6 protein-coding genes are annotated in these 6,225 nt (G+C 52.5%); 4 read left to right on the top strand and 2 right to left on the bottom strand.

The genetic code is table 11. The features are described 5' to 3' along the window. Window positions 1–383: 383 nt before the first annotated feature. The 3 genes from C7B82_RS24795 (at window position 384) to C7B82_RS24785 (ending at window position 3,490) form a co-directional block, all read left to right on the top strand. Complete coding sequence (locus C7B82_RS24795) at window positions 384–1,193, top strand: WecB/TagA/CpsF family glycosyltransferase (RefSeq protein ID WP_219904679.1); 810 nt, start codon at window positions 384–386, stop codon at window positions 1,191–1,193. 58 nt (window positions 1,194–1,251) lie between these two features. Then, window positions 1,252–2,307 carry a GDP-mannose 4,6-dehydratase gene (gene gmd, locus C7B82_RS24790; RefSeq protein ID WP_106259443.1) on the top strand — a complete coding sequence of 352 codons (1,056 nt, stop codon included), beginning with the start codon at window positions 1,252–1,254 and terminating at the stop codon, window positions 2,305–2,307. A 235-nt stretch (window positions 2,308–2,542) separates the two neighbouring features. Further along, entirely contained in the window at window positions 2,543–3,490 is a 948-nt protein-coding gene (locus C7B82_RS24785) for a GDP-L-fucose synthase family protein (RefSeq protein WP_106259442.1), read from the top strand. Between the two features lie 20 nt (window positions 3,491–3,510). Here C7B82_RS24785 and C7B82_RS34415 read toward each other — a convergent pair whose 3' ends face one another. Continuing rightward, entirely contained in the window at window positions 3,511–3,639 is a 129-nt protein-coding gene (locus C7B82_RS34415; RefSeq protein WP_281259042.1) for a hypothetical protein, read from the bottom strand. Between C7B82_RS34415 and C7B82_RS24780 the strand changes: the two genes are divergently transcribed. Next, window positions 3,638–5,188: a mercuric reductase gene (locus C7B82_RS24780; protein WP_106259441.1), complete on the top strand. Its 1,551-nt coding sequence runs from the start codon at window positions 3,638–3,640 to the stop codon at window positions 5,186–5,188. The two genes, C7B82_RS34415 and C7B82_RS24780, sit on opposite strands and share 2 nt — an antisense overlap. Window positions 5,189–5,465: 277 nt before the next feature. On the opposite strand, the gene C7B82_RS24775 is transcribed toward C7B82_RS24780, so the two are convergent. Then, window positions 5,466–5,882 carry a hypothetical protein gene (locus tag C7B82_RS24775; protein ID WP_219904678.1) on the bottom strand — a complete coding sequence of 139 codons (417 nt, stop codon included), beginning with the start codon at window positions 5,880–5,882 and terminating at the stop codon, window positions 5,466–5,468. Window positions 5,883–6,225: the final 343 nt, after the last annotated feature.

Genomic DNA, 6,225 nt, shown 5'->3' with positions numbered 1-6,225 from the left:
CAAGCGCTCATTCTCCAGCGCACGATCAATGTTGAGCATGGTCTACTGCTTCATCAGGGGATAGGACTCATTTACCTCATAAAGCAACAAGTCTAAAGTTTCCATGATAGCCTAGCCGCATTTTTTGAAGAATTGACCGGATTGCATTCCTTCCCCGTTGTAAAGGTGTGTGAGCAATACCAAATACAGTTGATTCGTTCAGGCTCATAATAGGTGTCTCTTTCAGCCTTGAACGTGAATCATTGAGTACGTAACTAGTGGGTGGCTACCTTATCCAAATTATCTCGTGAACCGGGCTGGACGTTGAGTCAGCCAACTCATTGTGAAACAGGTAGGTAGTGATAGTGAAGTACATAACGAAGTCAATAGCAGCTAGGAATACAATGCAGCCTGAGCGTCACGGCGCTCCATCTGTGAGGCATCGCCATATTCTGGGGATGCGAGTGGATGGAACTAGCTACCAGGATGCGACTCAACGTGTGATTCTCTGGGCAAAGGCCGCCGAAAGCCGCTATGTCTGTGCAGCCAATGTCCACATGGTGATGGAGGCGTACGACCAGGGTGAGTTTGCCCGCACAGTGAACAATGCTGATTTGATTACGCCAGATGGAAAACCGCTTGTGCAAGCTTTGCGTGCTTTGGGTCTTAAAGGGGCTTCTCAGGTACGTGGGCCGAATCTAACGTTACATATCTGCGAGGCGGCTGCAAAGGAAGGGGTCGCGATCGGTCTTTATGGGGGCACGCCCGAAAGTTTGTCATTGTTCACGACCTTTCTGGAAAAGCTCTATCCCGGCATTAAGATTGTTTGCCAGATTGCCCCACCGTTTCGTGCCCTGACCGCCGCAGAGGATGCTGCTTATACCCAACAACTGGTGGAATCAGAGGCACGCATTGTCTTTGTCGGTATCGGTTGCCCCAAACAAGAGCTGTGGATGGCAGCACATCAGGGCAGTCTCCCAGCCGTCATGCTGGGCGTTGGTGCAGCCTTTGATTTTCACTCTGGCCGCGTGAAGCAAGCGCCTATATGGATGCAGCAAGCGGGTTTGGAATGGGTGTTTCGCCTGAAGTCGGAACCGCGTCGGCTGTGGAAGCGCTATGCCAAGCACAACCCGCGTTTTCTACTCTTCTTTTTTACCCAATGGTTGACCAGCTTATCTGAGCGACGTTGGTTTGAGGCAGCAGGGCATGATTGAACGAGCGCCCTGTGCAAAGAGTCTGCTTTAACTTATCTGAGGCAAGGATCATTTAACGATGACGCAAGCAAAACGAGCGCTAATTACGGGCATCACTGGTCAGGATGGGTCTTATTTGAGTGAGCTACTGCTCGATCGCGGTTACGAAGTACATGGAATTATCCGCCGCACCTCGACTTTCAACACCGATCGGATTGATCACATTTACGAAGACCCGCATGTTGAAGGCGCACGTCTGTTTCTTCACTACGGCGATTTGAACGATGGTACGACACTGCGACGCATTCTCGAAGACGTCAAACCAACCGAAATTTATAACCTTGGCGCACAGTCCCATGTGCGTGTCAGCTTTGATGCACCGGAATACACCGTCGATACCGTAGGCACCGGCACCTTGCGTCTATTAGAAGCGGTGCGAGATTACCAGCAGCGCACGGGTATTGAGGTGCGCTTTTATCAGGCAGGCTCATCAGAGATGTTTGGGCTCGTGCAAGCAGTACCGCAGTCAGAAACTACTCCATTTTACCCGCGCAGTCCCTACGCATGCGCCAAAGTCTTTTCCCACTGGATCACGGTGAACTATCGCGAATCCTACAACTTGTTTGCGTGTAATGGCATTCTGTTCAATCACGAATCGCCGCGACGGGGTGAAACGTTTGTGACGCGCAAAATTACCCGTGCGCTGGCGCGGATTGTCGCAGGGCAACAGCAAAAATTATATCTGGGTAATCTGGACGCCAAGCGCGATTGGGGTTATGCCAAAGATTATGTGCATGCTATGTGGCTGATGCTGCAACAGGAACAGCCCGATGATTATGTCGTGGCCACTGGTGAAACTCATTCTATTCGCGAGTTTCTGGATGTCGCCTTCAAGTACGTCAACCTGGACTGGCAAGACTATGTTGCCTTTGATGAACGCTACTTGCGTCCCGCTGAGGTAGAACTGCTCATTGGCGATCCTGCGAAAGCCAAGCAAAAACTCGGTTGGGAACCATCCGTTACCTTTGAACAGTTGGTTAACCTGATGGTCGAAGCCGACCTGAAAGCGTTGGGCTTAGTGCCGCTGAATGGTAGTGCGCCTCAAACGGTACGAGATGTGGCGACAGTACGCTAAACAAGGCGTTTAGGGAAGACTTGCAACCATAGACATTCTGCTTCCAAATCCTAGCCAGCGTAGGTGCGTTAGGCATTGCCATAACGCACCACCAGCTTATGTCTTGGTGCGTCACACTGTCGCTGCACACCCTACAAGGCTAGACGGCTTGTGGCTCAACTGCGACGGTCTGCTCGGTCTTGGAAGTGAGAGTCTCATACAATGATGTACAGCTTGGGCAGGAATAAGGTGAACTATGACAACGGCATTGGATCTGACAGATAAGCGCATTGTCGTCACAGGCGGCGCAGGCTTTTTAGGGCGGCAGGTCATTGCGCAACTGCGCCAAGCGGGGGCGGATGTGCAGAAAATTACGGTACCCCGATCGCACGACTGCGACCTGCGCCAAATGGAGCACTGCAAGCGGATTGTCGATCAGCAAGATGTGGTGATTCACCTGGCAGCGCATGTGGGTGGCATCGGTTTGAATCGCGAAAAACCCGCTGAACTTTTCTACGACAATCTAATGATGGGTACTCAACTCATCCACGCTGCCTATGAAGCGGGCATTGAGAAGTTTACCTGCGTTGGCACCATTTGTGCCTATCCCAAATTTACACCCGTTCCCTTTAAAGAAGATGACCTGTGGAATGGCTATCCAGAGGAAACCAACGCGCCTTATGGGATTGCCAAAAAAGCGCTGCTGGTGCAGCTAGAAGCCTATCGTCAGCAATATGGCTTTGACGGCATTTACTTGTTGCCAGTGAATTTATACGGCCCCGAAGATAACTTCGATCCACGCAGTTCACACGTCATTCCAGCGCTCATTCGTAAGGTATATGAAGCGCAATTGCGTGGTGAGAAACAGCTCCCTGTGTGGGGGGATGGCAGCCCTACCCGTGAATTTCTTTACTCAGAAGATGCCGCACGGGGCATTGTGATGGCAACCCAGCACTACAGTAGCCACGAACCCGTGAATTTGGGCACAGGGTACGAAATCTCGATTCGGACGTTGATTGAGCTGCTTTGCGAACTCATGGACTTTGAGGGCGAAATTGTCTGGGAAGCTGATAAACCTAATGGGCAACCCCGTCGTTGCCTGGATACAGAGCGTGCTAAAGAAGCGTTTGGGTTCACAGCGACCGTAGAATTTCGGCAAGGGTTGGAAAAAACGATCGCATGGTATCGGCAACACGCGGCGTAAGGCACGCAGCAGAAACCAGTCTAGAGAGCAATGGCAGAGCGCTCCAGTTCAGGTGTAGGGTAGTACCAGCATGGCGAAACACGGTTGATCGTGACAGCGATCGACCACGCTGTTTGTGTTGTGTTGCTATCAGGAGAGACTCTACCCATGCCACCATCCATTCGCGAGGCACCGGCGGTTCAACCGCTGAATGAATTTAACCAGGCGTTGCTCGCTCAGGTGCATCCGATCGATTGGGTGAACCCCGAACCCGCTTCGCTGTATGACCTGGTTGTCATTGGTGCTGGCACGGCTGGATTAGTCGTTGCGGCTGGCGCGGCTGGGCTCAAACTGGGGTTGAAGATCGCCCTGATTGAAAAAAGTTTGATGGGTGGTGACTGCCTGACCTTAGGCTGTGTGCCCTCCAAATGCGTGATTCAGTCGTCACGGGTGGCTGCCACGATGCGGGATGCGGCACCATTTGGCATTCATCCACCAGCGTCAGTAAATATTGATTTTGCAGCGGTCATGCAGCGCATGCGGCGCATTCGAGCCGAAATTAGCCACCACGACTCGGCAAAAGAGTTTAGCAGCCAGGGCATTGATGTGTTTCTGGGTAAGGCAGCGTTTCTCGATCGGCAGACAGTAGACGTTAACGGTAGTCATCTGCGCTTTAAGAAGGCTGTCATTACCACAGGTGCCCGTGCGTCTCATCCCAACATTCCTGGGCTCTCAGACGCTGGTTTTCTCACGAATGAAACGGTTTTCTCCCTCACCGATCGCCCAGCTCGCTTAGCCGTTATTGGCGGTGGCCCCATTGGCTGTGAGCTTGCACAAGCCTTTCATCGCCTGGGCAGTGACGTCACCTTGTTGCATAAGAATGGACACTTGCTCGATCGCGAAGATCCTGATGCCGCCTCACTGGTACAGCAACGCTTTTTGCAGGAAGGGCTAAACCTCCTTCTGGATTGCACGTTGGAACGGGTCGAAAAGACGGATGTAGGCAAGGTCATCCACTATCAGCAGCAGGGTAAAGCCAACACGATCGTCGTTGATGAGATTCTGGTGGGTGCGGGACGATCGCCCAACGTGGAGGGGCTCAACCTGGGCGCTGTGGGGGTCAAGTACGATAGCCAGCATGGCGTAGAAGTGAATGACTACCTGCAAACGACCAATCCTCGCATCTTTGCGGCTGGTGATATTTGTATGCAGTGGAAGTTTACTCACGCAGCCGATGCCGCTGCTCGTCTGGTGATCAAGAATGCTCTCTTTGCGCCGCTTGGTCTGGGGCGCAGCAAGCTCAGCAGCCTGGTGATGCCGTGGGTCACGTATACCGATCCCGAAATTGCCCATGTGGGACTTTATGAGGCAGAGGCGCAGGCTAAAGGGTTAGACACCGAGACAATTCATATCCCCTTCTCAGACGTCGATCGCGCGCTCACAGACGGAGAAACCGATGGCTTTGCAAAAATTTTGCTACGACGTGGTTCCGACCAGATTCTTGGGGCGACGATCGTGGCGCGTCATGCAGGTGAGTTCATTAGCGAAGTCACGCTGGCAATGGTGACCAAAAAGGGGCTCAAGGCGATCGCCCAGGTGATTCATCCCTATCCCACCCAGGCAGAGGCGATTAAAAAAGCGGCGGATGCCTACTATCGCCAAGCGTTTCTTAATCCCACTACTCAGTTTTTGTTAAAACTCGTCGCCAAGTTCAGCTAGAGCTAGATGTGCGTCTAAAGCCTGCTTGAGGCAGCGCAGCTTCTAGTCGAGCCATGATGGAACCGAGTCGAGCGATCGTTTTACTGACTTGACTCACCACTCAGCTAAGTGGAGCGAGTTTTGAAGTGAGTCGAGTGATGGTTTTGCTCAGTCGGGCTATCTCTAAGTGAGGTCGAGCCATCTTTTTGCTCAGTCAGCCTAGCTCTCAGTGAAGTCAAGCCATCTTTTTGCTCAGTCAGCCTATTTCTAAACTGAGTAGAGCCTGTTTAGAGCTGAGTCAAGCTGTTTGCGAGGTGACTGCAGCAGGGCTTGGCTCCGCTTTGGCGCGTCTGTGACCCATCGCCTTAAACCGTTCGCCGAGTTGGTCGGCAACGCTCTTTAACCCCGGTGCGTGTTTGGCGGCTGTTTTCACATAGTCATACACCAGCAGACTGCTTGCCATCGATTCACTGCCCACGGCGACCAGGGTATCATCCACTTTTTCGGTTAATTGCTCCAGTAGGCTCTTTACCTCACCCAGAGAGACCATCAACTGATAATCGCGGTTCAATTCGGCAATGTTAAAGCTGGCAGGTACGACTTCGGCATTGTTTTGGGTCACGTTTAAACTCTTGCTGACGAAGGCTAAACTCTTGTCGCCCATCTTCACCCGCTTGCGGCGCTCGTCGGGGGTGAGGCTAACCAAGAACGGCATGTTGGCATGGAGTGAGGCGATTGCGGCTTTGATTTCTGCAATTTCTCCGGTGTAAGTGTGGCACTGATGTTTTCGTAGGGCATGTGCGGATCTCCAAGTAGTAGATGCGGCGGGATGGGTGGTGATTGCAGCGATCGGTGTTTGCGCGATCGGCTAGCCTAGAATTCCCGCTGCTGGAGATTTATCACAGGGCAGCGCTCGTTTGGTGGACTAGACCTCCGAGGTTTTGAACTCGACTTTAGCCAATCAGAATGAGGACGCGAGCCGTGGAAGCAACTGTTCGCGTTCTGCCTCAAGGCGTCAAACCGGAGTTGGGTTCAGTGCCGGTCGGAGAAGCCGGGAG

Source organism: Stenomitos frigidus ULC18 (assembly GCF_003003795.1).
GTDB lineage: Bacteria > Cyanobacteriota > Cyanobacteriia > Leptolyngbyales > Leptolyngbyaceae > Stenomitos > Stenomitos frigidus_A.
Note: the sequence above shows the minus strand (reverse complement) of the source record. Positions and strands in the feature narration are given on the sequence as shown.